Annotated in this window: 22 protein-coding genes; 10 read left to right on the forward strand and 12 right to left on the reverse strand. The window is 45.6% G+C overall.

Annotated elements, in window-relative coordinates; all coding sequences use genetic code 11:
- Positions 1-113: 113 nt before the first annotated feature.
- Together ACHUFN_RS14025 and ACHUFN_RS14030 are read left to right on the forward strand one after the other, a co-directional pair.
- A complete protein-coding gene (locus ACHUFN_RS14025; protein WP_394223052.1) occupies positions 114-1529 on the forward strand; it encodes an NAD(P)-binding protein in 1416 nt (471 codons plus the stop codon).
- A gap of 18 nt (positions 1530-1547) precedes the next feature.
- Positions 1548-2666, forward strand: a complete 1119-nt coding sequence (locus ACHUFN_RS14030; RefSeq protein WP_394223053.1) for a DUF2855 family protein — start codon at positions 1548-1550, stop codon at positions 2664-2666.
- On the opposite strand, the gene ACHUFN_RS14035 is transcribed toward ACHUFN_RS14030, so the two are convergent.
- The 7 genes from ACHUFN_RS14035 to argC all read right to left on the reverse strand — a co-directional run bounded on the left by ACHUFN_RS14035 (position 2645) and on the right by argC (position 10480).
- Positions 2645-3550 (reverse strand): alpha/beta hydrolase family protein, encoded by a 906-nt coding sequence (locus ACHUFN_RS14035; RefSeq protein ID WP_394223054.1) that lies wholly within the window; start codon positions 3548-3550, stop codon positions 2645-2647. The genes ACHUFN_RS14030 and ACHUFN_RS14035 overlap by 22 nt on opposite strands.
- A 166-nt stretch (positions 3551-3716) precedes the next feature.
- Positions 3717-5027, reverse strand: a complete 1311-nt coding sequence (argA, locus tag ACHUFN_RS14040) for an amino-acid N-acetyltransferase (protein ID WP_394223055.1) — start codon at positions 5025-5027, stop codon at positions 3717-3719.
- Between the two features lie 18 nt (positions 5028-5045).
- Positions 5046-6428, reverse strand: a complete 1383-nt coding sequence (argH, locus tag ACHUFN_RS14045) for an argininosuccinate lyase (protein ID WP_394223056.1) — start codon at positions 6426-6428, stop codon at positions 5046-5048.
- A 54-nt stretch (positions 6429-6482) separates the two neighbouring features.
- Complete coding sequence (locus tag ACHUFN_RS14050) at positions 6483-7694, reverse strand: argininosuccinate synthase (RefSeq protein ID WP_394223057.1); 1212 nt, start codon at positions 7692-7694, stop codon at positions 6483-6485.
- Positions 7695-7731: 37 nt separating this feature from the next.
- On the reverse strand, positions 7732-8643 hold the full coding sequence (locus tag ACHUFN_RS14055; RefSeq protein WP_394223058.1) for an ornithine carbamoyltransferase: 912 nt from the start codon (positions 8641-8643) through the stop codon (positions 7732-7734).
- The gene (gene argB / locus ACHUFN_RS14060; protein WP_394223059.1) at positions 8640-9470 is read right to left on the reverse strand and encodes an acetylglutamate kinase; all 831 of its coding nucleotides are present in this window, start codon (positions 9468-9470) and stop codon (positions 8640-8642) included. The genes ACHUFN_RS14055 and argB overlap by 4 nt, the downstream gene beginning before the upstream one ends.
- Positions 9467-10480, reverse strand: a complete 1014-nt coding sequence (gene argC / locus ACHUFN_RS14065) for an N-acetyl-gamma-glutamyl-phosphate reductase (RefSeq protein WP_394223060.1) — start codon at positions 10478-10480, stop codon at positions 9467-9469. The genes argB and argC overlap by 4 nt, the downstream gene beginning before the upstream one ends.
- 616 nt (positions 10481-11096) lie before the next feature.
- Between argC and ACHUFN_RS14070 the strand changes: the two genes are divergently transcribed.
- Positions 11097-11507: a methylglyoxal synthase gene (locus ACHUFN_RS14070; protein ID WP_159613236.1), complete on the forward strand. Its 411-nt coding sequence runs from the start codon at positions 11097-11099 to the stop codon at positions 11505-11507.
- 125 nt (positions 11508-11632) lie between these two features.
- Here ACHUFN_RS14070 and ACHUFN_RS14075 read toward each other — a convergent pair whose 3' ends face one another.
- Positions 11633-12451, reverse strand: coding sequence for a Spy/CpxP family protein refolding chaperone (locus ACHUFN_RS14075; RefSeq protein ID WP_394223061.1), 819 nt, complete (start codon positions 12449-12451; stop codon positions 11633-11635).
- 211 nt (positions 12452-12662) lie between these two features.
- Here ACHUFN_RS14075 and ACHUFN_RS14080 point away from each other — a divergent pair, with 211 nt between their 5' ends.
- The 4 genes from ACHUFN_RS14080 (at position 12663) to trmL (ending at position 16495) form a co-directional block, all read left to right on the forward strand.
- Positions 12663-13406 (forward strand): response regulator, encoded by a 744-nt coding sequence (locus ACHUFN_RS14080; protein ID WP_394223062.1) that lies wholly within the window; start codon positions 12663-12665, stop codon positions 13404-13406.
- Positions 13406-14791, forward strand: coding sequence for an ATP-binding protein (locus ACHUFN_RS14085; protein ID WP_394223063.1), 1386 nt, complete (start codon positions 13406-13408; stop codon positions 14789-14791). The genes ACHUFN_RS14080 and ACHUFN_RS14085 overlap by 1 nt, the downstream gene beginning before the upstream one ends.
- Before the next feature lie 77 nt (positions 14792-14868).
- Positions 14869-15837 (forward strand): alpha/beta fold hydrolase, encoded by a 969-nt coding sequence (locus tag ACHUFN_RS14090; protein ID WP_394223064.1) that lies wholly within the window; start codon positions 14869-14871, stop codon positions 15835-15837.
- Positions 15838-16030: 193 nt separating this feature from the next.
- On the forward strand, positions 16031-16495 hold the full coding sequence (trmL, locus tag ACHUFN_RS14095; RefSeq protein WP_394223065.1) for a tRNA (uridine(34)/cytosine(34)/5-carboxymethylaminomethyluridine(34)-2'-O)-methyltransferase TrmL: 465 nt from the start codon (positions 16031-16033) through the stop codon (positions 16493-16495).
- A 100-nt stretch (positions 16496-16595) separates the two neighbouring features.
- On the opposite strand, the gene gpsA is transcribed toward trmL, so the two are convergent.
- The 4 genes from gpsA to ACHUFN_RS14115 all read right to left on the reverse strand — a co-directional run bounded on the left by gpsA (position 16596) and on the right by ACHUFN_RS14115 (position 18882).
- Positions 16596-17600 (reverse strand): NAD(P)H-dependent glycerol-3-phosphate dehydrogenase, encoded by a 1005-nt coding sequence (gene gpsA / locus ACHUFN_RS14100; protein ID WP_394223066.1) that lies wholly within the window; start codon positions 17598-17600, stop codon positions 16596-16598.
- Between the two features lie 11 nt (positions 17601-17611).
- Complete coding sequence (gene secB, locus ACHUFN_RS14105; RefSeq protein ID WP_394223067.1) at positions 17612-18121, reverse strand: protein-export chaperone SecB; 510 nt, start codon at positions 18119-18121, stop codon at positions 17612-17614.
- Positions 18122-18183: 62 nt separating this feature from the next.
- A complete protein-coding gene (grxC, locus tag ACHUFN_RS14110; RefSeq protein ID WP_394223068.1) occupies positions 18184-18444 on the reverse strand; it encodes a glutaredoxin 3 in 261 nt (86 codons plus the stop codon).
- Positions 18445-18456: 12 nt separating this feature from the next.
- Positions 18457-18882: a rhodanese-like domain-containing protein gene (locus ACHUFN_RS14115; RefSeq protein ID WP_394223069.1), complete on the reverse strand. Its 426-nt coding sequence runs from the start codon at positions 18880-18882 to the stop codon at positions 18457-18459.
- A gap of 266 nt (positions 18883-19148) precedes the next feature.
- Between ACHUFN_RS14115 and ACHUFN_RS14120 the strand changes: the two genes are divergently transcribed.
- The 3 genes from ACHUFN_RS14120 to ACHUFN_RS14130 all read left to right on the forward strand — a co-directional run bounded on the left by ACHUFN_RS14120 (position 19149) and on the right by ACHUFN_RS14130 (position 22009).
- The gene (locus ACHUFN_RS14120; RefSeq protein ID WP_394223070.1) at positions 19149-20312 is read left to right on the forward strand and encodes a murein hydrolase activator EnvC family protein; all 1164 of its coding nucleotides are present in this window, start codon (positions 19149-19151) and stop codon (positions 20310-20312) included.
- A gap of 214 nt (positions 20313-20526) precedes the next feature.
- Positions 20527-21435, forward strand: a complete 909-nt coding sequence (locus ACHUFN_RS14125) for a divergent polysaccharide deacetylase family protein (protein WP_394223072.1) — start codon at positions 20527-20529, stop codon at positions 21433-21435.
- A gap of 145 nt (positions 21436-21580) precedes the next feature.
- On the forward strand, positions 21581-22009 hold the full coding sequence (locus ACHUFN_RS14130) for a MerC domain-containing protein (protein WP_394223073.1): 429 nt from the start codon (positions 21581-21583) through the stop codon (positions 22007-22009).
- Positions 22010-22019: the final 10 nt, after the last annotated feature.

Below are 22019 nucleotides of genomic sequence, written 5' to 3' on the forward strand. Positions count from 1 at the left end.
TTTACATGTTGCGCAATATAACAGCGTTATGTAGAGTGCTTTATAACGTTGTTATATTTCTTGGTTAACACTCAACCTGCCTGCCCGCAGGTTCCACACAAGGAACACTATATATGAAAACTGAGCAATTAACCTGCGATTATTTAATAGTGGGAGCTGGTGCGGTAGGCATGGCCTTTGCCGACGTACTACTTCACGAGACAAACGCTAACATTCTGATTATTGATAAAAATGCAAAGCCAGGAGGGCACTGGAATTATGCGTATCCCTTCGTTACCTTGCATCAACCTTCCGCGTTTTATGGCGTGTGCTCTAAAGAACTTAATCGCGGTGTGATAGATAAGTGTGGTATGAATGAAGGGTTAATGGGGCTGGCTTCAGGACAAGAAGTCAGCGCGTATTTTGATGCGGTTATGAATGAAACGTTTTTGCCTAGCGGTCGCGTTCAATATTTTCCAATGTGTGAATATAAAGGCAATAAACAATTTGTGTCTGCGCTTAATGGCACTCAGTACGACGTTACGGTAAACAAAAAAATTGTAGATGCCACTTATTTAAATACCAATATTCCACTTACCCATACGCCTAGTTTTACCCGTGATGACGATGTCGCGTTTGCACCGGTTAATACCGTTGTTCAGCATATTGCAAAGCATAGCAACTACGTGGTTATAGGGGGCGGCAAAACAGGTATAGATACTTGTCTGTGGTTATTACAAAACCATGTCTCGCCAAACAATATACATTGGGTTGTATCAAGAGATGCATGGTTACTTAATCGAAAGAACACCCAGCCTCTCACATCTTTCTTTTTTGACGCCATTGGTGCACAAGCCAATCAAGTGGAGGCGATAGCGGCATCTACTTCTATTGAAGATATGTTTGATAAGCTAGAGGAAAGCGGGGTGCTGCTGCGCCTTGATAAAACGGTTAGGCCCTGTATGTTCCATGGTGCAACGGTGAGCGAAATAGAGCTAAAAGCACTGCAATCACTCAGGAGCGTCATAAGGCACGGTCGTGTTTCGCACATCAGCAAAGACAAGCTTCACTTTGAAAATGCCACGTGGGACATGCCAGATAACGCGCTTGTTATCGATTGCTCTGCGTCTGCGCTTACTAACTTAGAAATGAAACCTGTTTTCGAAGGCGATGTTATTACGCCGCAAACGGTACGCGCCTACCAGCCAGTTTTTAGTGCGGCGCTTATCGCTCATGTAGAAGCCGCTTACTCAGATGAAAAGCAAAAACAATTACTTACTCAAGTTGTACCACTGCCGAATCGCGATATTGACTGGTTACCTATGACGGCGGCCATGCTGCGAAACATGCAGATATGGGGCGAAGATCAGGCGCTTAAAGCGTGGATTTATCATTGTCGATTAGATGGTTTTTCTCGAATAGTGCATGGCGTTGACAAAGATGACAGGGAAAAGATGCAGGTACTTGGCCGACTAAAAAGTGCTGGGGCTCCCGCAATGCAAAAGCTTATGACGTACATTCACGGTCTTAAAGCAGCTGGGCAACTGTAAAAATTAGAAGGATAAGTAATGGAACAGTTTCAAGTTGATAAAACAGAACTGGCACGCTCTCGAATTGTGTCAGCACAAACTGTTAATGAATTAGAACAAGGAGTGGTCTTTAAAGTTGAAAGGTTCGCGTTTACTGCCAATAACCTGACCTACTATATGGTGGGCGATACATTGGGTTATTGGCAGTTTTTTCCTACAACAAATACCGAAAAAAATGAGAATTGGGGCATTATTCCTGTTTGGGGGGTAGGGAAAGTGGTGCACTCAAACAACAATAAGGTAGCTGTAGGTAGTCGCTACTTCGGATATTTCCCTACCGCCACACATTTACACATGCAAAGTGTGTCGATAAACCATAACACGCTGATTGATTGCAGTGCTCATCGGTTGAAATTACCCCAAGGGTACAATATCTATCGCCCATTAACGTCTGCTGGCGAGATTGAAGACGATGACGCTTTAGCGCGCACTCATACGAAAGAAAATATGCAAATGCTACTGTGGCCACTTTATGCAACGTCATTTTGTTTGTGGGAGGTGGTGAGTGCTATTCCTAACGCACAGCGAGAGCAGGTGTTGGTGTTAAGTGCTTCCAGTAAAACTAGCTTAGGGTTAGCGTTTGCGATGAAACGCGATGACCTTAATGTGATAGGCGTAACCTCTAAACACCGAGTAGAAACGGTGCGTTCGTTAGACGTATACAGCGAAGTGATAAGTTACGACGATATAGATAAGCTTGAACAAAAGACAACGGTCATTGTTGATATGTCGGGCAATGCAAAACTAAAAGCCCATTTAACTGCATGCTTAGAAAGTAATGTTTCACGCTATATCAACGTAGGGTTAACGCATTGGCAAGAGACGAATGTGAACAAAGGGAATAAGTCCACTTCAAACGACGACGAATTCTTTTTTGCACCCGCTCATATTCAGTCACGCATGAAAACAATGGGTGCAGCAGAGTACCAAAAGCTAAGTTCAACTTTTGTTTTTGAGGCGATTGCGTGGAGTAGTAAATGGCTTAAGGTGCAAAAAAGAAAGGGCCTTGCGGCCCTATCAAACGACTTTACAGCGCATTGCCAAGGCGATATCTCAGCAGATACAGGAATGATTTATCAGTTAGATGGCAAATACTGATCAAAGTATTTACTTACTTTGGGCCATAGGTGTTGGCATTTTCGAGAGAAAAACTTCATATGGCCTATTTCTCCTACTTTATAATCGCTTGGGTGAAGTTCCTCTACTTCCGCTTCCATGTTTGGAAAAACGCTTATCATGTCGTGAACATTATGGATGTTAGCGATATCGTCGTCTTTGGCTAATAGCCACTTAGAAGGTATTTGAATATTGTCGTAGTGGTGTTGGTTAACGTCGCTGCCAAACCCTGTCTTCACGTAGCCTTTTCCGTTGCACCACTTTTGCCACTGACGCGCGACCTTTTTAGGCAATGGCTCTCCCATTCCTACCCACTGAGATTTTGTGTGGCCAAACAATAAATTGCTTACAGGAATATAAAAATTCATAAAGAAGTGGGCTTTAAGCAAGTAGCCCATTCGCATATTTCTTAAGCTGCCTGATGAACTTCCAAAATTACAAAAGGCCGTTAAGTCGTGAACGTTATACATCAAGCCTAGCAACTGGCCCCCAGCACTGTGGCCAACTAAAAAATAAGGAACGTTGGGGAAGTGAATTTTCAAAGACTCCAACGCCGCAGGCATATCTTGTTCACCCCACGTTACCAGTGATGCGTCGCTTTGCTTTACGCTACCGTTGACCGAGCCGCCAATACCACGGTTATCGAAAGTGATAACGCCAAACCCTTGTTCACACAAATAGGTGGCGAAGGCGGCATAAAATTGACGTTTAATTCCCGTTGCAGGACCCACCATAATTGCCCCTTTTGCGGGCTTTGAAGGCGAATAGAGTGAAGCAGCAAGTGGCGTGCTATCAACACAATTAATCGTTATATCCTTAACGCTAATGTTAGTTTTTGCATTGCTTGGCTTTGTAATGCTCGACATGGGAAATCTCGTAACTTGATCTGGTCTTACCAGTAAACCTTTTGCACCAAGAAAATGCAATATATTGACTATTTATTTTGATGATAATAGACGATGAGTACGCAAATGCAGTGGCTTATCTGGGGCGAGTAAGCCCGCGCATTTGCGTGGTAAAAAAGGTACTCGCTTAAACGGCGAGGGTGAATACTTTTGAATTCCGCTGGAAGTTATATAACTCTTTTTTCACCGACGGCAGCGCGCTAATGTCAGCAGGCTCAAAGCCTTGTTCTAAGAACCAGTGCGCGGTAACCGTGGTGAGCACAAAAATGCTGCTAATACCCGCTTCTTTAGCGCGCGCTCGCACTTCATCTAAAATGCGCTCGCCACGATTTTTCCCGCGATAATCTTGGTGAGTCGCCACGCAGGCCAGTTCGGCGCAGCCGTCTTCAGGGTATAAATACAAGGCGGCACAGGCGATGATCATGCCGTCGCGCACTATCACAATAAACTGGTTTATCTCGTTTTCTAAACGCTCACGAGAGCGCTTCACTAATACGCCGCTTTCTTCTAGCGGCTTTATTAGTTTCAAAATACCACCTACGTCGTCGATGGTAGCGGCACGCAGCTGCTCGTAATGGTGCTCCATCACAAGCGACCCAGTGCCGTCACGAGTGAACAGCTCTTGAAGCAGTGCGCCGTCTTTCTCATAGCTGATGCAGTGTGCACGAGGTACGCCTGCCGCAACGCTGGTGGTAAGGGCGCTTAATACCGTAACTTCGGTGGTGATATCACCTGCCATGATGAGCTGTTCCAACTGAGGGCGTTCAATAGTGCGAAGCAATCGACCGTCGCGGTTATATACGCCATCAAAGTTTGAAAATACGATAAGTTTGTCGGCTTTAAGGGCAATAGCCGCCTGTGTGGCTACATCTTCGTGAGATAAGTTAAACACTTCTCCGGTTGATGAATAGCCCATGGGCGATAGCAGCACAATTGAGCCATCGTTTAAATGATCGTTAATGCCGGTGGTATCGATTCGGCGCACTAAGCCGGTGTTTTCAAAATCAACACCGCCTCTCACGCCCATCGGCTTTGCAACAACCAAGTTACCCGAGCACACGCGTATTTGCGAGCCGTGCATGGGCGAGTTTGGAAGCCCCATAGTAAGCAGGGCTTCTACCTGAGAGCGTACCGAGCCTGCGGCATCTTTTACGCATTCAAGGGTTTGTTTGTCGGTAATACGCACGCCGCTTTCAAAGCGACCTTCAATGTTGCGAAGGGCAACGCGCTGATCAATCTGTGGGCGGGCACCGTGCACCACGACAACACGCACGCCCAAGCTATTAAGCAGGGCAATGTCGTGAATAATATTGGGGAGATTGGGATGTTCAATGGCTTCGCCACCAAACATCAATACGAAGGTTTTCCCTTGGTGAGCATTAATATAGGGCAGTGAACTGCGAAACAGTTTTATGCCGTCATGATGCGCTAATACCATCTAAGCAGTTCCTTCTCGCTACCCTTGCTTATCTAAGTTTTCCAGCTCTTGATACAGTGCTTTCGTCACGGTTTCTTTGCTGGTACCGCCTAAGATATTGCGTTGATTAACGCCGTACTCTAGCTGTAGTACCGGATAAACATCGTCTTCAATTTTGTCGCAAATAGCCTGCATGTCGCTTAGCGGTAAATCTTCAATGGCACAGCCTTTGTCGATAGCCTTAAGCACAACGCGCCCTGCAATATCGTGACCTGTTCTAAACGGCACACCTTTACCCACCAAGTAGTCGGCAAGCTCAGTGGCGTTAGAGAAACCTTGGGTTGCCGCAACGCGGCAGCGCTCCTCGTTAAGCTGCAACGAGTCAAGCACCTCGCTGGCAATACACAAACAAATATGCCACTGATTTACTGTATCGATAGCGCCTTCTTTGTCTTCTTGCATGTCTTTGTTGTACGCAAGAGGAAGGCCTTTCATGGTAACTAATAGCGCCTGCAAAGCGCCAAACACGCGGCCACACTTGCCGCGCATTAATTCTAGCGCGTCAGGGTTTTTCTTCTGTGGCATAAGCGATGAACCTGAAGTTACGCTATCACCCAGCTGTAAGAATCCTGCTTCGCCAGAGTTATAGAAAATCATATCTTCGGCAAGACGTGACAAGTGCATCATGCTGGTGCTGGCAACAAATAAAAGTTCTAGTACAAAGTCTCTGTCCGACACAGCGTCTAAGCTGTTTAGGCATGGCGAGTCAAAGCCTAGTTCTTCTGCAATAGCATAGCGGTCTACAGGAAACGTAGTGCCTGCCAATGCGCCAGAGCCTAAAGGGCACTGATTCATGCGAACTTTTAAGTCGTCTAAACGACTTAAATCACGCTTTAGCATTTCAACGTAAGCTAAGCACCAATGTGCAAAGTGTATAGGCTGTGCACGCTGTAAGTGCGTGTAACCAGGGATGATCGCTTCTTGATGACGGCTAGCGGCATTAAGAAGCGATTTGATCACACCTAAAACATCAGCGCGAAGTGAGGCAATATGTTCACGTACCCACAGGCGAAAGTCGGTGGCAACCTGGTCGTTTCGGCTACGCCCGGTATGAAGTTTACGGCCAATGTCGCCAAGCTTCTCTATAAGTGCGGCCTCAACAAAGCTGTGAATGTCTTCTTCGCTAGATGCGTTAAAGTCTAATTCACCCGCATCAGCTTTTGCTTTTAACTCGCTCAGTGCTGATTCAAGCTGGGCTTGTTCGTCAACGCTCAATACGCCTGCTTTTTGCAGCGCGCGCGACCAACTGATAGAGCCTTGAATATCTTGGCTTGCCATAACTTGGTCAAACGGCAGCGAGTCGTTAACCTGTTTAAACATACTACTTGCGCCGGATTCAAACCGGCCACCCCACAACGCCATGTGATGCTCCTTAAATGCTGTTCTTACCTTAGCTTTACTCGTTAATAATTAAGCTTACTGTTCACCTTGTTTTTTCAGTGCTTCGATACGACTTGAAAGGCTGAATAGGCGGATAAAGCCTTCAGCGTGCTTCTGGTCGTAAACATCGTCGGCACCAAAGGTGGCAAAGTCTTCAGAGTAAAGGCTATTTGGCGAACGGCGCTGTGTAACCGTAGCTTGACCTTTGTATAGCTTAACCACGATATCGCCAGTCACTTTCTTGGCAAAAGAAGCAGCACCCGCAAGTAGCGCATCGTTAAGAGCCGTAAACCAACGGCCATCGTACATGACGTGTGAGAACTCAAGGCCAATTTGCTCACGGTATTTAAGTGCAGCTTTATCTAGCACCATAGTTTCTAGTGCTTTATACGCTTTAAGCAGTACGGTGCCTCCTGGTGTTTCATAACAGCCGCGCGACTTCATGCCTACAAGGCGGTTTTCAACAATGTCGATACGTCCAACACCGTGAGCCGCGGCTACGGTATTAAGTTTTACTAGGGCTTGATAAGGCGATAACGCTTCACCATCAACATGAGTCAGTTTACCTTCGTTAAAAGACAGGGTTACGCGCTCAGGCGTGTCTGGTGCATCTTCAGGGTCAACCGTCATGGTCCACACTTGCTTGGTAGGCTCTTGCCATGGATCTTCAAGCTCGCCGCCTTCGTGTGAAATGTGCCATGCATTTGCATCGCGGCTATAAATTTTTGTCGCTGACGCTGTGGTTGGAATATTGCGCTCTGCAAGATAAGCCAATAGGTCTTCACGGCTTACCATATCCCACTCGCGCCATGGCGCAATAACGGTAAGATCTGGGGCTAGGGCAGCAAAGGTGCTTTCAAAGCGCACTTGGTCGTTACCTTTACCGGTACAACCGTGGCATAGTGCATCGGCACCTACTTTACGCGCAATTTCAACTTGCGCTTTGGCGATTACGGGGCGAGCCATTGACGTACCCAATAGATATTCGCCTTCATAAACCGCACCCGTAGTGATAGTAGGGAAGATATAGTCGCTTACGAACTCTTCTTTTAAATCAACAATGTGGCACTCGCTTGCGCCAGAGGCGATAGCTTTTTCGTGAAGACCTTCTAGCTCTTCATCACCTTGACCTACGTCGGCCGCAAACGCGACAACTTCACAGCCATAGTTTTCTTTTAGCCATGGAATGATGGCCGATGTATCAAGCCCGCCTGAATAGGCCAGCACGATTTTTTTAACGTTTTGCATCTAAGTAATCCTTTTAATCGTCTTTTTAGGCGTCTTTTTAAGCGTTAAGTAATTGAGTAAGAATGGCGTTTTGGCCATGCATTCTATTTTCGGCTTGCTGCATTAATAGCGACTTATCGCTATCAATTAACGAACCTGTAATTTCTAAGTCGCGATGGGCAGGTTGGCAGTGCATTACATAGCTTGCACCGGTTGCTTCCATCAGCGCTTCATTCACCTGATAAGGCATGAATTTTTCTTTGATCACTTCAAGTGGCGTCTCGTCACCCATTGAAAGCCATGTATCTGCGTAAATAACGTCTGCGCCGTTGGCGGCACTAAGGTCCGTGCTTTCAACAATTGATACACCTGTTTTCTCGGCAATTGCTTTGGCTTGTGCCACCATTTCAGGCGCAGCTTCGTGACCCTCTGGTGTTACCACAACTTGATTGCAACCTAAAAGCGCACCAACAATTAATAGTGAGTGAGTCACATTGTTGCCGTCGCCTACATAGGCCATGGTAAGACCTTCAGTTTTTCCAAAGCGTTCAAACATAGTGAGGTAATCGGCAAGGCCTTGGCATGGGTGGTATTTATCGCATAGTGCGTTAATAACCGGCACGTTTGCTGCCTTTGAAAAGGTTTCCAGCGTATCGTGAGAAAATACGCGCGCGACAATGGCGTCAGCCCAGCATGCAAGGTTAGCTGCGGTGTCCACAGCATCTTCACGGCCTGCAAGTTTGCCCGACTGCACATCTAAATACACCATGTGGCCGCCAAGCTTGTTTATACCAATATCAAAGCTTACGCGGGTTCGCAAAGACGGCTTTTCAAACAGGGCAACAATTGACTTTCCCGCTAACACATTGCTGTAGCTTGCAGGGGCTTGTTTAATGTCTAAAGCCAATTGCAGCAATTTCTTCATTGCCTCTGGTGTCCAGTCTGCAAAGGTAAGTAGGTCCTGTTTCATTGTACTTCTCCGTCGTTGCCTTTTGTTAAGTCCGTGTTTGCTGATTTAGTATTTGTCAGGGCTGAGGGCAGTATTTGTGTGCCCGTTTTCTTGTTTAAAATGTCGTTGACGTCGGCAGCCCAGCTCGCAATATAAACTGCTCTATTTAAGCTTTCTGCAGAGGCCAGTGCTGCATCTACTTTTACTTTCATGCCGTCGGTAATTACGCCATCAAAGGCGTATTGGGCGATACTGGTTGCGTCTAATTGGTTTATTAACATCTTGTCGCCGTCAAGCACCCCATCTACATTCGAAAGCAGCAATAGTTCTGCATTAAGAAGCTCTGCGATAACTGTGGCCGCTTGATCTGCATTGACGTTTAGCAGCCTACCATGGGGGCTTGAGCCTATAGAGCTGATAACAGGAAGGGTTGACTGCGCAAGCACGCTTTTAAGGAACGAAGCATCGGCCGTTGATGGCACGCCCACGGCTCCATATTGGTCAGCCAGTGGCTCACACACCACCATATTGCCGTCTAGTAACGACAAACCAACTGGAGTAATGCCCGAAGCCAATGCTGCAGCGCAAAGCTGTTTATTGGCAGAGCCGGCGAGGGCTCCGCAGATATAAGGCATGTGCTCGTCGGGCGTAACCCGAAGGCCATCAATTTTTGTGCTTTGTAAGCCAAGGCTTGCCATTAGTGTTTCTACTAATGGGCCGCCGCCATGTACTACAACAACAGGGCGTTTGGCTTGTACGTCTTTTATGCTTAAAAATAAGCGCGTCATTGCCGCTGCATCGTCAAGTAATGCACCGCCAACTTTAATTACAATAGGTGAAACACTCATAGTACTAACCCTGTCTCTACTGGTTGTTTCGTCATTATGTTAAGGCACTGAATAGCCTGAGAGGCCGCGCCTTTCATTACGTTGTCTATAGCAGCAGTAATCACTGCATACCCAGATGCCTCGTCTAACTTCCAGTGAAGATCAACAAATGGGGTGTGAGCAACGTCATCAATTTTTGGAAAACTCTTGCGCAAACGCACAATGGGTTTATCAGCATAGGCGCCAGAATACGCTTGTTCAAGTTGCGCGCTGGTAGTTCCAGTTTTAACTTTAACGGTTACCGTTGCCAAGATGCCTCTTTTAAAATTGCCCAAGTGCGGCGTGAAAATAACGGGTGTACCTAAATAAGCCTCAATTTCAGGAGTGTGACGGTGCCCAAGTACGCCGTATGCCTGAAGGCTTACCTCAAAAAAGCTGGTGGTTAGACTGGCTTTTCTGCCAGCACCCGATACCCCGGAAACGGCGTTAATTACAGGGCGTACGCTTTCATCAAGTAAATTACAGTGAGCAAGCGGTTTAAGTGCACTAAGGCTCGCAGTAGGGTAGCAACCGGGAACAGCAATAACGTTTGCGCTAGCAATTTGCGCTTCATGCCATTCGGCAAGGCCATAAACAGCTTGAGCTAGGCTTTGTGCTTGCGTATGAGGGAAACCGTAAAACTGTTCGAAAACATTCGTATCTTTTAGCCTAAACGCACCCGATAAATCGAGCACTTTGGCTTTACCAGAAGACAAGATAGACATCCAATCGTGGCTGGCCTCGTGTGGTGTAGCGAGGAATATAAAATCGACACCGTTAGCCATGTCTTTTAGGGCTGAATCTGAAATAGGCGTTAGCGTAGCATTAACGTGCGCCAAGTTGCCGTGAAGCTCTACAATGTTTTTACCTGCATCGCTGCTATTTTCAGATACGTAAGTCCCCGCTAATGCTAGTTTTGGGTGTTGAATAACCAACTGAACAAGTTGTGCCCCTGTGTAACCACTGGCACCAATAATTGAAACGCTATACATAATTTAAAAATTCAATAAAAGGAGAAAAAATTCACTTTTTACCTTTATGAACTGGTTGGGCGTAAATCCCTGCCTAACCGCGACCACATCACAAAGGTAAAAAGTGTGCTACCGAATAAGCATAGAAGTGCACACGCATCGTCGTGTGCTATGCATGGTGTAGCCAGCCAGGGGAGAGGTAAACTCTTTCTCGTTGTCAGTGGTAAAACCAACAACGCGAGTTGGTTGTGTCATCATCAATTCCTATCATGTCGCAACCCAAAATAGCGGGCTGGATGCTTTAACCGTCAACTAGTTTATCTAAATTGAATGTTTATGCAATAAAAATGTATAAATATTTTTATTGTGTATTGCGCTTTAATCTGTGTAAAAATTAAATCTAATAATATATTTATAGATGTGACAGTAAGTTGACAGCTTAATTAATAGAATTGAATATTTATACTTATCTGTCGGGAAATCACTGAATGCGGTAATTGATTAATATTGAACGTTTTACTTAGCCGTTCATATTAAAGCGGGGGGGCGTAAACGCCTTGGTGCTTAAGTAGACGAGCTGTCAAAGGTGTGAACAGTGAGCATTACCGTTGATGTTTGAATTAAACTCGGAAAGAAAATGGGCAAACTTACCTTAGCGCTTGTAGCGCACGATCATAAAAAACCTGAACTGTTAGCGTGGGTTAAACAGCACATTGATGTGCTTAAACAGTGTAACTTGGTGGGCACAGGCACAACAGGTGGGTTAATTGCCAGTGAAACTGGGCTTGAAGTGACGCGATATAAAAGCGGACCACTTGGTGGTGACCAACAAATAGGGGCGCTTATTGCTGAAAATAAACTCGATGCGCTTTTCTTTTTCTGGGACCCGTTAAATCCAGCACCTCACGACCCTGATGTGAAAGCACTATTGCGATTATGTTCGGTTTGGAACGTACCCGTAGCGTGCACGCCAGCAACAGCAGACCTTGTCATAACGTCGCCGCTGTTTTTATCTCCTGACTACAAACCGGTTAAGCCAAATTTTTAAAGGCCGAAAAAAATCAAAACGCAAAGTCGCGATTGCTTGATTCAATCAGCTGGTGGCTAATAATGGTGAGATATAAAAACGCTGGCAATACCAGCGTTTTTTTCTAATGAGAGGAGCAGTAAACGTTACAGTCTGAAAATTTGCCTTAATGAACGCTCTTCTTCCTTTCTTGCGTTAAGCGTGGCTTGTTGTTCATCAGTAAGCACAGCAAACATGGCTTGACGATGTTTAATTCGCTCAACACCAGCGTTAATAAGTTGCTCTTCATACTGAGTAACTAGCGCGCTCCATGCGTCCTGTGAAAAGTTGGCGCTTTGGATAAGCTGTCGCTGGGCGTCCTTGAAGCTACGCATAGTTTCTCTATTTGATTCTGCGGTGTCTTTGAAAGTATCGCGAAGCGCTTCGATATCCGCGATTTGGGTGTCACTCAGTTCGAGACCTTTAAACCCTGCACCTTCATACCCAGAACCGTTACGTTTGTGATCGCCGCCGTTTCTTGTATGGCTTCGCCACTTGTCGCCTTTTGCTTCGCGTTTCGCTTGCTTGTCTAAAACTTTTGCTTGTTGGCTTTCATCCAGCACGTTGAATATGTCATGGCGAAGTTTTGAAAGGGCGAAGTGCTTGGCCTCTCGCTGTTCAAACTGAGTTTGAACAAACGCAGTAATTTGAGCGTCACTAGCCGTTGCAATATCGAAATTCGGTCTTTCGCTTTTTCTTCGCTCGTGTCGAGGGTGTTTCTCTTTGTAACTTGCAACAAGCGCTTTTATTTCTTCGCGCTGAGCGTCGCTTAAGTCAAGACCTCTTAGCTGCTCACCCATTTTTCTAACCATTTCGTGATTTCGCATTTCGTGATCACGCATGCCATGGTCAGCCATCTGGGCCATCGCGAAGCTACCGAAGCACATAGCTGCAATACTCGCACTAGCAATTAAAAACTTTTTCATTGTCGTCTCCTCATTGTTCAGACACGCTAATCGTAGCGCGCTGAAATCAAAAAGCAGTCAACACTCTGTAAAGCTTATGTAAAGGTATCGCCGATTTATGATTGTAAAGGTCTGAAAAGATATAGTATGCGTTTGCCAGTGCAGTAAGCAGGGCTCAAAAAAGCCTAATCGCAAGCGTAAGTTGAAGTTTTTACAATTTACAGGCACTTTCATGAATCTAGTAGTTAAAGAGTTTAATACCATGAGTTCAGATTTTCATTTGCAGTCTATTCTTGTTATTGACGATGACTTAGAGCTAACAGAGATGCTTTCGACTTATCTATCGAGTATGGGCTACAAAGTTCAGGTTCGTAATGATGGAGAGGAAGGGCTATCTGAAGCCATATCTGGGCGCCACTACGACCTTATTTTACTTGATGTGATGATGCCGAAAATAGACGGTTTCGATGTATTGAAAAAGCTCCGTGCTAGTCACAGCACCCCTGTTCTTATGCTTACCGCAAGAGGCGACGATTACGATCGTATTTTGGGGCTGGAAATGGGGGCTGATGACTATTTGCCTAAGCCCTTCAATCATCGCGAACTTGTAGCGCGAATTAAAGCCATAGTACGCCGCCATAACCTGTCTTCTTCTAATGGTGCCTCAGAGCAAGACTTATTCGTAAACGGTATTTTCTTGAGCCCCAGTAGTCAGCTGGCCAAAGTTGACGATGTAGAGTTAACGCTTACTACAACAGAGTTTCTGATTTTAAGGCTACTTATGCTTAATGCGGCCCATAGAGTAACCAAGGATGAAATAAGCCTAAAAATACTTGGAAAGCCCCTGCAAGCGTTTGACCGAAGCATAGATATGCACGTGAGCAATTTGCGCAAAAAGATAAGCGCTGTGGCCCTTGATGAAAAAATTAAAACCATCCGAGGGGTAGGTTATATGTTAATTGCTGGAAACCGTTAATGGTAAAGCTTCTAGGCCAGTTACGCACGCTAAGCCCCACACGCGCCATAATGGGGCGTTTGTTTTTATGGTTTTGGGCAACATTTATCGTTACATCATTGCTTGCCATATGGGGAAGCCGCCTCTTTTTTGAAGACTTACAGGTTGTGCCCATCAAGCCCCGCGAAATTGCTGCGATGACACTAGTTATCGACCGCATGCAGTTTAGGCGTTTTAACAATATGTCGTTGCCTAATATTCTTGCTCGAAATTCCAGAGGCGTTAGAGGCCGATTGGTTGCTGTAAACTTAAGTGATAAGCGCTTGATTTCAGGAGGAGGTCCTCCGCTTCGCGATAACGACAAAGAAGACTTGCTTCGCTTAGTTGAACAAACGTCGCCTATTGCCGTAAAACGGGGTGCGTTTAAAGTATTGGGCCCGGTATTTTTTGAACGCGATAACGCGCGTTATGCGCTCTTTACCGTAAAGCTAGAAATGCCTGAAAAGCAAACGCCGCCCATTGTACTGTTTCTATCTATCGCGTTAATTACCACCACATTACTAAGCTGGCTATTTGCCAAGTCACTCACCAATCCCATACTGCATATTCAAGGTTCAGCGAAACGCCTTGCAAGCGGTGATTGGCAAACGCGAGTAGGCAAAGCCGCTAAACGTCTGGATGAGTTAGGGCATCTTGCTCGGGATTTTAACAAAATGGCAGAGCAGCTAGAGTCGATGTGGGGCTCGCAAAAACGGCTTTTAGCCGATGTTTCCCATGAGCTGCGTTCTCCTCTCGCTCGCTTACAAATGGCGCTGGGTCTTGCTCATCAGCAAAATGTAGACCCCGAAACGCTTGCTCGTGTTGAGCGGGAAGCCGATAGAATGGAGGCACTGATAAGTCAGCTACTTACATTAAGTCGGGCTGAAGCAGGTGAAGCGACAATGCAAAAGCATGTGCTCTCTCGAGTGCTTAATGACGTATTCACCGATGCGGCTTTTGAAGCTGCGAACATGAACAAGCAAATGAGTATTGAAGATATTCCTCAAAAGACTGTTGTGATTGATAGCATGATGTTTTGTCGTGCGGTAGAAAATGTACTTCGCAACGCCATTCGCCATAGCAAGTTAGTGACACAAGTGACGTTTAGTGAAGACGCGCACCATTGGTATGTTCATATAACCGATGACGGTGATGGGCTTAGCAATGAAGAGTGTGAGCGCATATTTTCGCCATTTTACAGAGCAACGCTTGCTAGAGAGCGCGAGTCAGGTGGCGTCGGGTTAGGTTTATCCATTGCAAAAGCGGCGGTGGAGTTGCATCATGGGCGTATTAATGCTGAACCTGCAAAGCACGGTGGGCTGCGGGTAACGCTATCGTTTCCAACATCGTCGCTTCCAAAGTCGTAACGATAAATATTCACGAACGCTGTACGTTAAAATAGTGTCGTTTTTTGAAAGTGCGACTTCACTGTAAAAGGGTATTTATGAGCTGGACGTTTACGTCTGAAAATAATTTAGCAAGCACCTTTGCCACGCATATTAATCCTTTTTGGCAAGACAGTGTTACGCAAGGCCACTTCTTAGGAAAAGGTAACGTAAGAGTGCGCTATGCGCATTGTGCTCCAACCGCGCCTCGGGCAACCATTGTGATTTGCTCTGGACGTATCGAGTCTTATCTTAAGTACAAAGAGTTTGTCTACGATCTTTATCAAAATGGATTCGCGGTATTCATTTTAGATCATAGAGGGCAAGGCTTGTCGGATAGAATGACAAGGGATCCCCAGCATGGCTATGTAGCGCATTTTGATGACTATGTAGACGACTTTGTCACCTTCGTAGAGTCTATTGTTAAACCCATGCAGCATGGCCCTTTACAGCTGGTTTGTCACTCAATGGGCGGTGCCATTGGTGCGTTAACGCTATTGCGTTTACCTAACATGTTTTCAAAAGCGGTGCTGGCTTCTCCGATGTTTGGTATTAAGCCCTCGTTACCTAATTGGCTAGCAAACGGCTTAATTCGCACAGGTCTTGCGGTTAACCGCATGCAAAAGAAAGATGCCGGCTACTTTTTTGGACAAGCGCCTTACATCGCATTCCCTTTTTCGCTCAATAAGCTTACTCACAGTAAAACCCGTTATGCATTGTTTCGAGAGCTTTATGATGAAGAGCAAGAGATTCAGCTGGGCGGGGTGACTACTGAATGGTTAGCCGCAGCGCACCAAGCGATGAATAAAATTGAAAATAGTGCACGGGCCATTACAACGCCTTCACTTGTTTTAAGTGCAGACGACGACGCCATTATTGATAACAAGCGACAGCGCCGGGTTGCACAGCAAATGCCAAATGTAAAGCTTGAAATTGTGCCCCGCGCTTATCATGAAATTTTCACAGAGTCTGATGAAATTCGAGAACGCTCTCTGTCTCGCATTCTCGATTTTCTGACAGAGGGCTAGCGCCGACCACTGCCTTGGCAATGGCTAAAGCAGTGAAATTAAGTTTGAATGTTGTCATTAAGAAGAGGCTGTAGGCAAGGTCAGCTGTAAATATTTATTGGGCACTGATTAAAAGTAAACGTTAGGGTGATGAAACGGTGCTTTTCGTTATAAAATAGCGCGGTTATTAATTGTGAAGGTAAGTTAGAAAAGCATGCTCGACATTGTACTTTATCAACCAGAAATTCCCCCGAACACAGGAAATATTATTCGTTTGTGCGCAAATAGCGGTTTTACGCTGCACTTAATTGAGCCGCTGGGATTTGAATGGGACGATAAACGCGTGCGTCGTGCGGGCTTAGACTATCACGAATTTGCGCACGTTAAGCGCCACGCCAATTTAGAAGCTTACCTTGAAGATGCAAAGCCAAACCGAGTATTTGCATGCACCACAAAGGGTAAAGCGTTTCATAGCGATGTAACTTATCAAAAGGGTGACGCGCTTATTTTTGGGCCTGAAACCCGTGGCCTGCCAGACGATTACATTCAATCGCTACCACCCGAGCAGCGTGTGCGTATTCCTATGCTGCCAGACAGTCGAAGTATGAACTTGTCTAATGCCGTGTCGGTGTTTGTGTACGAAAGCTGGCGCCAGTTTGGCTATGAAGGTGCGCGATAGTAAAGCTAAGCGGTTTTTAACGCGCGTTTAAAGCGGTTCTTAAAACGTTGCCTATGCGCTAAGGTAACAACAATGTTGAAAAGAGAAAGAAGCGTAGTGCTTACGCTTCTTTTTTGAGGTCTCGACCAAGTAGGGCTAATGCCGCTTCTTTTGGTGATTTCCCGTGATAAAGCACAGCATATATCTGTTCACAAATAGGCATTTCCACACCCACTTTCTTAGATAACACATGTACTTCTTCGGTGTTGCGGTAACCTTCTACCACTTGACCAATTTCTGCCATGGCAACATCAACACTTTTGCCTTGCCCTAATGCCAATCCAAAACGACGGTTGCGCGACTGGTTGTCGGTACAAGTTAATACCAAGTCGCCAAGGCCTGCCATACCCATAAAGGTTTCTGGGTTTGCCCCTAGCTTAACGCCTAAACGCGTAAGCTCTGCCAAGCCACGCGTAATTAATGCAGTTCGTGCATTAGCGCCAAAGCCTAAGCCATCAGCTAAACCTGCACCAATAGCGATAACGTTTTTCACCGCACCGCCTAACTGAACACCGGTAAAATCTGAGTTCATGTAAACGCGGAACGATTTCGCGCAATGTAGCTTCGCAGCAAACTCATCGCTTAATGTGTCGTCAGTAGAGGAAAGCGAAATAGCAGTAGGTAAACCGGCCACCATTTCTTTTGCAAAGGTAGGGCCCGATAACACGGCAAGCGGATATCCAGTTCCCAATATTTCTTCTGCCACATCGCGAAGTAAACGGCCTGTTTTAGGCTCAAGCCCTTTGGTGGCCCAAATGATGCGTTGATGTGATTTAAGCAATGGCTTTAAACTTTGCAGCATGGCTGCGAATGCATGACTTGGCACTACCACCAATATATCTTGGCTAGCAGCGACCACTTCTTCTAAATTTGCATTAACAACTAAAGAGTCTGGAAACGTAGCGCCGGGCAAGTATCGCGCATTTTCACGGCTTGTCGCCATTTCAGCAATATGCTTTTCATCTCTGCCCCAAAGCAGTGTTGAGTTGCCGTTTCTGGCAAGACAAAAAGCAAGGGCGGTGCCGTAAGACCCCGCCCCCAATACTGAAACCGAATTCGACTTCATGTCCACTTTAATTAAGCGTCCATTTTAGGCGCTTCGCCCTGCGCTTGTTGAGCACGTTTTTGTACGTAAGCCGCAAAGATAGCGTCGAAGTTTACTGGTGCAAGGTTAAGTGGAGGGAAAGTGCCACGGTTAACCAAGTTAGAAATCGTTTCACGCGCATATGGGAAAAGCATGTTCGGGCAGAACGAGCCTAGTGTGTGCGCTTTGTTTTGGTCTGGCATTTCGCCAATTGCGAAGATGCCTGCTTGCTGAACTTCACAAAGAAACGCAGTTTCTTCACCTAGCGTTGCTGTTACCGTTACAGAAAGCACTACTTCAAACACGTTTTCGTCTAGCTTGTTAGTGCTAGTGTCGATGTCTAGCTTAATTTCTGGCTTCCACTCTTTAGTGAAAATCGCAGGTGCATTCGGAGACTCAAAAGAAATGTCTTTTGTGTAGATGCGCTGAATGTTGAATTGAGCACCTTGTTGCGCTTGTGCGCCAGCTGCTTCGCCGTTATTTGTCTGATTTTCGTCAGCCATGGTATTTCCTATTTAATTGTCGTTTTAATTTAATGTAGTGCGTTGCTGTATGCGCTGACGTCTTACGCCAATCCCAACATCGGATTTAGTTTACTTTGTGCTTCCAAAGCCATCATATCGTCACAGCCACCTACGTGCTGATCTTCAATGAAAATTTGCGGTACAGTCCAGCCACCGTTTGCGCGCTCAATCATTTCATCGCGCAACTCTGGCTTAACATCTATTGGGTACTCAATAAATTCTACACCTTTTTGCGTTAGCAGTGCTTTTGCACGATGGCAGTATGGGCAGTGGCCCTTGGTGTAAAGTTCTACTTTGCTCATAAAGGTTACCTGTTATTTAGAAACGGGAAGGCTGGCGCTTTGCCAAGCGTTCATTCCGCCTTTTAATACATTCACATTCGCGAAGCCATCTTTCATCATCGCATTTGCTGTACCACGAGCCTGATTACCCATAGCGCATACTACGATAATGGGTTTGTCTTTGCTGTTTTCAAGTTTCTTAAAGTTTTTCTCACGCAGCTCTTCAGGTTTAATTTGTCTGGCACCTAAAATATGACCTGCTTTAAATTCTTTCGCAGGGCGTGTATCTAGCACAATTGCATCGTCTTTATTCATTAAAAGCGTTGCTTCGTGAGTGCTTAATTCTTTTACCGAAGATGTCCATGCACTGATATAGCTAAATATCAACATGGCAATCAGCGCAACCCAAATACCAGCAAGAATAATGTTGTTGCTAGCAAATTCTATTAGTTGATCCATTACCTCTAACCCTGTCTACAGACCATGAAAAGAGTGCAAAGTATATAGAAAACTGGGCGAGAAACCAGCCTACCTTTCAGTAAGATGAATGTTGTTCTTATGGGGTTCGTAGGAATTACTTTAGATGATTGATATTACGACTAAATTGCACTGGGCATATGAATGACCGTCAGATACACTGAGAAACATATCTAGTAGCAATGATAACAGTGACGATAAAAACAGTACGTCATCGTTGTAATAAGTTGAGGTTTTAAGCACGCGTTATGTCATTACGGTCATTATTTTCAATCATTCAGTGCCTTGTTGCACTTGCTATTCTGTCGATTGGAAGTGGTGCAATGGCGCAAGAAAACGGTGCTAACGCGCAAAAAGAAAAGCTGGCTGAACTGCAGGCCGAACTGCGCGCTCGTCAGCAGGTATTGGAAAACAATAAAGCCAGTGCGCAAGAATTAGAAAATGTGCTTAAGGCGTCTGAGTTAGAGATTGCGAAAGTCGCCAAGGCGCTAGCCAATACTCGCCAAGCGCTTAAAGACGTTGAACAAGAGCAAGCAACGCTCGAAGGCGAACAAGAAACACTTAAGGCCGCCATCCGCAAACAGCAATCGCTGTTGTCTAGTCAGCTAAAAAGCGCATTCATGGCGGGGCATTACGACTACGCAAAAATGTTGTTTTATCAAGATGATGCTCGTACCTTCGAGCGTGTAATTACTTACTACCAGTATGTTGCCAAAGCTCGCCAAAAAGAAATTGATAGCTTCAAAGGCAACGTTGCACGGCTTGAAGAGGTAAACGCAGAGCTTGACCAAAAAGCGCAGTCGCTGGCGGTGCTTAAAGATGAGCAAGAGGGCCAACGCGCTGTGCTTATTACACGCCAAGACGACCGTAAGAAAACGCTTAAAAAAATTAATAAAACCATTGCATCAGACAACCAGCGCATAGCGTCGCTACAGGCCGACGAGAAAGCACTCATAGACGCCATTGAAGCTGCCCGCATTGCTGCAGAACGTGCTGCTCGTGAAGCTGAAGTTCGTATGGATGGGTTAGCCAAACTTAAAGGTAAGCTAACTGCACCAGTTAAAGGCAGAATACGAAAGTTGTTTGGCAGTCGTCGCCAAGGGCAGGTGTCTTGGAAAGGCATTGTTATTGATGGCGCAGAAGGCGACCCTGTTAACAGCATTGCACCAGGTAAGGTGTTGTATGCCGACTGGCTACGAGGTTTTGGGCTGGTTGCTATTGTCGATCACGGTGAAGGCTACATGAGTGTTTATGGTCACAACCAAGCGTTACTAAAGCAGGCGGGTGATGAAGTTAGACGCGGAGAGCGCATTGCACTCGTTGGGCGAAGTGGCGGTCAAGAGTATCCTAATCTGTATTTTGAGATTCGTCACAAAGGTAAGGCGCTTAATCCCTCTTCGTGGCTAGACTAGCTAGTCTTCATGCTAAATAGTTAGTTTTCGCATTGCGTTAGCATGATTTAGAATTGAATCATGAAGGCTTAAGTGCACTTGTAAGGCAACAATGTTGAAACTGAAGCAGTTGTTGGTATGCTTAAGCAAAGGGCTTTAAGCTCAAGAAAAAAATAAAACACAGTAATGTGTAGTGTGCGCTTAATAATAATGATGAAAAATGGATGTGAATTAGATGCTTTTGCGTCTGCTAACGCCTTGTATAATCTTTGTTTTATGCGGGCTTGTTAGCCTTCAAGTAAAAGCAAAGACAGACATAATAATAATATTAGACGACCTGGGTTACAGGCCGTCCGATATCGCTGCTTTCTCTCTCCCCAAAGAAATCACATTCTCTATACTTCCCCAAACGCCTTTAGCTTCACAAATAGCGCACCGCGCAGAGAAAGAGGGCAGAGCGGTAATGCTTCACATGCCTATGCAAGCGCAAAACGGCGTCAATATGGGGCCCCTTGGCCTAACTACAGATATGTTCGCTGGTGCTATAACACACAACGTGCGTAGGGCGATGAAAAGTGTGCCAAACGCGGTAGGTATCAATAATCATATGGGCAGTGCCTTTACTGGCCAGCAAGAGGCAATGGAAGCGTTGCTTAAGGAAGTAAAACGCCAAGGGCTGTTTTTTGTCGACAGTCGTACTACGGTGCTTACCAAAGGTGGCGAAATTGCTGAGCAACTGGGTGTGCCTAACGCTAGTCGACAAGTGTTCCTAGATCATAAGCTGGAACCTGAATTTCTGCTTAAGCAGTTCAATCAAATGAAGCGTATAGCAAAAAGAAAAGGCCATGTTGTAGTTATTGGTCACCCTCATCCAGCGACGGTCAATTTTTTAAAGGCTCATTTGCCCACACTGGAAAAAGAAGGGTTTACCCTTACGTCTGTTGCCGACTATTTCTCACATGCTCCCAAAGTAGCAAAACAATTCGCAAAGGCTCAAGATCAAACAGCTGCACTCACTTCGGGTATCAAGAAACATAGCAATACTGATACACAAATTGAGATTGTGCGGCAGAACAAGGATTTTATGCAAAGCAGCACACCAAAAAATGCTTCGGATATAGCTGCTACAGCACTCAATGAATAGTTTTTAGTGAGCTGTTCAGCCTCTCATTTCCTCTAATAAGATCGAAATTTAATGTGGGAACGTTTCTCATTTCCGTGAGTCTGTTATAATATAACGTCCATAGCGAAATGTTCGCGATCAAATTTCTTTAGTGGTAACGAGTGTAATGACGCCAATAGATGAGAACCCTACAAAACTAGACAAGCTTGGCATTTGGGTGTCGAGTTTGTGTGCGCTGCACTGCCTTGCGCTACCCGTTTTAGTACCTCTGCTACCGCTTATAGGCTCAAGCTTTTTTGCGCAAGCGTGGTTTGAAAGAACCATTCTCACATTTTCGTTAATTGTGGGCGCTGTCGCATTATTAAGTGGCGCTATTCGCTACCACGGCAAATACTATCCGTTAGCGTTGCTGTTTGCTGGCGGCGCGATTTATTGGCACAAAGATATCTTTGGGCATCATTACGAGCCGTTTACTATCGCCCTAGGTGCCGCACTTATCGTTGCGGGCCATTGGGTAAATATGCGCTTGTGTAGACAATGCAAGTGTTGCAAAAACTCGGTGTTCTCAGAGCATCTATCTACCGAGTTTAAATAGTGCTTAAGTG

This window comes from Alteromonas gracilis, assembly GCF_043642145.1.
Classification (GTDB): Bacteria; Pseudomonadota; Gammaproteobacteria; order Enterobacterales; family Alteromonadaceae; genus Alteromonas; species Alteromonas gracilis_B.

What these genes read in the sequence shown, in the direction of transcription:
- ACHUFN_RS14070 (WP_159613236.1), top strand. Translation starts at nt 11,097, where the DNA reads ATGGGCAAACTTACCTTAGCGCTTGTAGCGCACGATCATAAAAAACCT.
- grxC (WP_394223068.1), bottom strand. Translation starts at nt 18,444, where the DNA reads ATGAGCAAAGTAGAACTTTACACCAAGGGCCACTGCCCATACTGCCAT.
- ACHUFN_RS14075 (WP_394223061.1), bottom strand. Translation starts at nt 12,451, where the DNA reads ATGAAAAAGTTTTTAATTGCTAGTGCGAGTATTGCAGCTATGTGCTTC.
- ACHUFN_RS14130 (WP_394223073.1), top strand. Translation starts at nt 21,581, where the DNA reads ATGACGCCAATAGATGAGAACCCTACAAAACTAGACAAGCTTGGCATT.
- gpsA (WP_394223066.1), bottom strand. Translation starts at nt 17,600, where the DNA reads ATGAAGTCGAATTCGGTTTCAGTATTGGGGGCGGGGTCTTACGGCACC.
- ACHUFN_RS14085 (WP_394223063.1), top strand. Translation starts at nt 13,406, where the DNA reads ATGGTAAAGCTTCTAGGCCAGTTACGCACGCTAAGCCCCACACGCGCC.
- argC (WP_394223060.1), bottom strand. Translation starts at nt 10,480, where the DNA reads ATGTATAGCGTTTCAATTATTGGTGCCAGTGGTTACACAGGGGCACAA.
- argA (WP_394223055.1), bottom strand. Translation starts at nt 5,027, where the DNA reads ATGGTATTAGCGCATCATGACGGCATAAAACTGTTTCGCAGTTCACTG.
- ACHUFN_RS14030 (WP_394223053.1), top strand. Translation starts at nt 1,548, where the DNA reads ATGGAACAGTTTCAAGTTGATAAAACAGAACTGGCACGCTCTCGAATT.
- argH (WP_394223056.1), bottom strand. Translation starts at nt 6,428, where the DNA reads ATGGCGTTGTGGGGTGGCCGGTTTGAATCCGGCGCAAGTAGTATGTTT.
- ACHUFN_RS14025 (WP_394223052.1), top strand. Translation starts at nt 114, where the DNA reads ATGAAAACTGAGCAATTAACCTGCGATTATTTAATAGTGGGAGCTGGT.
- ACHUFN_RS14115 (WP_394223069.1), bottom strand. Translation starts at nt 18,882, where the DNA reads ATGGATCAACTAATAGAATTTGCTAGCAACAACATTATTCTTGCTGGT.
- ACHUFN_RS14090 (WP_394223064.1), top strand. Translation starts at nt 14,869, where the DNA reads ATGAGCTGGACGTTTACGTCTGAAAATAATTTAGCAAGCACCTTTGCC.
- trmL (WP_394223065.1), top strand. Translation starts at nt 16,031, where the DNA reads ATGCTCGACATTGTACTTTATCAACCAGAAATTCCCCCGAACACAGGA.
- ACHUFN_RS14125 (WP_394223072.1), top strand. Translation starts at nt 20,527, where the DNA reads ATGCTTTTGCGTCTGCTAACGCCTTGTATAATCTTTGTTTTATGCGGG.
- ACHUFN_RS14055 (WP_394223058.1), bottom strand. Translation starts at nt 8,643, where the DNA reads ATGAAACAGGACCTACTTACCTTTGCAGACTGGACACCAGAGGCAATG.
- ACHUFN_RS14080 (WP_394223062.1), top strand. Translation starts at nt 12,663, where the DNA reads ATGAATCTAGTAGTTAAAGAGTTTAATACCATGAGTTCAGATTTTCAT.
- argB (WP_394223059.1), bottom strand. Translation starts at nt 9,470, where the DNA reads ATGAGTGTTTCACCTATTGTAATTAAAGTTGGCGGTGCATTACTTGAC.
- secB (WP_394223067.1), bottom strand. Translation starts at nt 18,121, where the DNA reads ATGGCTGACGAAAATCAGACAAATAACGGCGAAGCAGCTGGCGCACAA.
- ACHUFN_RS14050 (WP_394223057.1), bottom strand. Translation starts at nt 7,694, where the DNA reads ATGCAAAACGTTAAAAAAATCGTGCTGGCCTATTCAGGCGGGCTTGAT.
- ACHUFN_RS14120 (WP_394223070.1), top strand. Translation starts at nt 19,149, where the DNA reads ATGTCATTACGGTCATTATTTTCAATCATTCAGTGCCTTGTTGCACTT.
- ACHUFN_RS14035 (WP_394223054.1), bottom strand. Translation starts at nt 3,550, where the DNA reads ATGTCGAGCATTACAAAGCCAAGCAATGCAAAAACTAACATTAGCGTT.